This window comes from Tropicimonas sp. TH_r6 (genome assembly GCF_033101155.1).
Taxonomy (GTDB): domain Bacteria; phylum Pseudomonadota; class Alphaproteobacteria; order Rhodobacterales; family Rhodobacteraceae; genus Tropicimonas.
Genome location: NZ_JAWMPX010000073.1, coordinates 1 through 2,246 on the forward strand (window position 1 = coordinate 1; position 2,246 = coordinate 2,246).

Consider the following 2,246-nt stretch of genomic DNA (forward strand, 5'->3'; position numbering starts at 1 on the left):
AAGATAACCGGATCGGTTAACCCCTTCCAACCGACGCCGGAGAGTTCCGGCATCTGCTTCAAACCCGGTGGGCCCAAGGCTCGCCGGGTTTGTTGGTTGAGACGAAGCGGGGCCCGCCCCGGTCATGTTCCAAGCCGAAATCCCCATGTGGCCTCAATAGACAATTTACTGGCCACAAATTGCAATCGCGTATGAGTGGGTTTCCCTAAATTCAATGACAGAAGGCAGCCACGGAGGTTGCCACAGTCAGACAAGGTTGGAACCCATGACAAACACTCTCAAGACCGCGCTTTTCTCCGCCGTTGCCGCCGCGATGCTCGTGACCCTCCCGATGGCCGCCCAGGCCAACCACGTTGCCGAAAAGGCCGTGAAGGGCGCTGTGGCCGGTGCGGTGGTTGCGGAAGTCTCGGGTGGAGACGCAGCCCAGGGCGCGGCCACCGGTGCGGCTGTCGGCGCAGTTGCCGGCGCCGTCGACAAGAACAATGTCGAGGATCGCGTCGACGATCGTCAGGACCGGAGAAACTAATCCCGGACGCAGTGCGACAGCGCCCGGAGACGTGAAAGGCAAGACCCGGCGAGCAACGCTCGACCGGGTCGCCATGTGTTCCCGCCACTATTCAACCGCCTTCCGGCGCTGCACCGGCTCTCAAGTACTGCCGGGAACCGAGGCTTGGGAGTTCCTGTAGGCATTTGGTGTCGTTCCGGTCCAGCGCCGGAAGGCCGTGGTGAAGGCTGCTTGGTCCGCATAGTCCAGAAGGAAGGCGATCTCGGCGATGGAGTACTCGTCGCGAAGCCATTCCTTTGCCAGTCCGAGACGGACCCTGTCCAGAATGGTCCGATATGGATCGCCGGACCCGGTCAGTTTGCGGGTCATTGTCCGGCGGCTCACACCCACGCGTGCAGCGATTTCCTCGGCCGAAGGCAGGCGTCCGGGCAAACTCTCCAGGAGTGCCGCTTCGACCTGTTCGGACAAAGGTCGGTCATCCTGCGAATGCGCCTTCAAGAGACCTTCGCCGTGTTGGCTCAGATAGGCACGCAATTCCGGGTCGGCGGTGGAGATCGGCAGTTGGAGTGTCGCAGGTGTCAGCCATAGGCCGGTTTTTTCCTGTTCGACTTGCACCGAACACCCGGCAAGCCGTTCCAGGGCAGAATGGTGAGCACGGATATCATGCCGAAAGGCCAGCCCGGCCGGCGTAAACCCGGCCCCGGCAATTCTTCGCAGTCTTGCCACAAGCGCGAAGACGAGAAACTCCCGGTGACGGTAGTCCCGATCAAGTGTGCCACTTCGGCTCTGCACCGCAAAGAAGGGTCTTCCTTCCAGCTCTTCCAAAACCAACATCGTGTCGGAATCGGCGAGCGCGAGGAAGCGCGATGCGAGCTCCATTGCCTGCTGCAGGGTCTCGCAGCTTCGGGCGACATAGGCCGTGAGAGTCACCCCGTCCCGGTATTCCAGTCCCGCGCGCGCGGCGAAGCAGGGATCGTCCAGCGCGTCACAGGCGCGGCGAACGAACTCCGCCTCCTGCTGGATCGTGATCCGTCCCTTGGGGTCGTTCATGGTTGCCGAAGAGACGCCGCAGGATCGAAGGATCGGGGCGGCGAATGCGCTGCTCACCTGGTTCTCGTATTCGGAGACAAGATGCTTCAACCGCAGGATTGTGATGTCAGCCATTTGTGCCCTCCTGTCCAATTTGCGATCATCAGGCGGGAGTGCCCGGTCGTCCGATGACCCATTGCCGGGTTCAGGTCCATATCTGCATGGCTGGCCTCAATTGACAATACTGCGGCCTCAAATCGCAATCGAAAATGGATGGGTTTCCCTAAATTCATTCACAGAAGGCAGCCACGGAGGTTGCCACCGTCAGACAAGGTTGGAACCCATGACAAATACCCTCAAGACCGCTCTCTTCTCCGCCGTTGCCACCGCCATGCTCGTGACCCTCCCGATGGCCGCACAGGCCGAGACCGTAACCGCTGACGGATCCTATGAAGTCGCCACCACCAATGGAATGGATCGTCGCGACGACCGCCAGGATGGCCGCCAGGACAGCCGCGGCGACCGCCAGGACTGCCGCGCCGTCGAAGGCGCTGTTGGTGCCGACAAGCGCGACTGCAAGCAGGACAGCCGCAACGGATAACCCTTTCCAACCGACGCCAGAGACCTCTGGCATCTGCTTCAAACTCGGTGGGCGCCATGCTCGCCGGGTTTGTTGCGCTTCTGTCAGGCAGTCCAATGAAGCTGTCGGATG

General features: G+C 61.3%; 3 protein-coding genes. 2 read left to right on the forward strand and 1 reads right to left on the reverse strand.

The window, feature by feature from the left end; translation table 11 throughout:
- Window positions 1-265 precede the first annotated feature (265 nt).
- Entirely contained in the window at window positions 266-526 is a 261-nt protein-coding gene (locus R3X27_RS25390) for a glycine zipper domain-containing protein (protein ID WP_317711703.1), read from the forward strand.
- Between the two features lie 120 nt (window positions 527-646).
- Here R3X27_RS25390 and R3X27_RS25395 read toward each other — a convergent pair whose 3' ends face one another.
- Complete coding sequence (locus tag R3X27_RS25395; protein ID WP_317711704.1) at window positions 647-1,669, reverse strand: AraC family transcriptional regulator; 1,023 nt, start codon at window positions 1,667-1,669, stop codon at window positions 647-649.
- A gap of 208 nt (window positions 1,670-1,877) precedes the next feature.
- Here R3X27_RS25395 and R3X27_RS25400 point away from each other — a divergent pair, with 208 nt between their 5' ends.
- A complete protein-coding gene (locus tag R3X27_RS25400; protein ID WP_317711705.1) occupies window positions 1,878-2,135 on the forward strand; it encodes a hypothetical protein in 258 nt (85 codons plus the stop codon).
- Window positions 2,136-2,246: the final 111 nt, after the last annotated feature.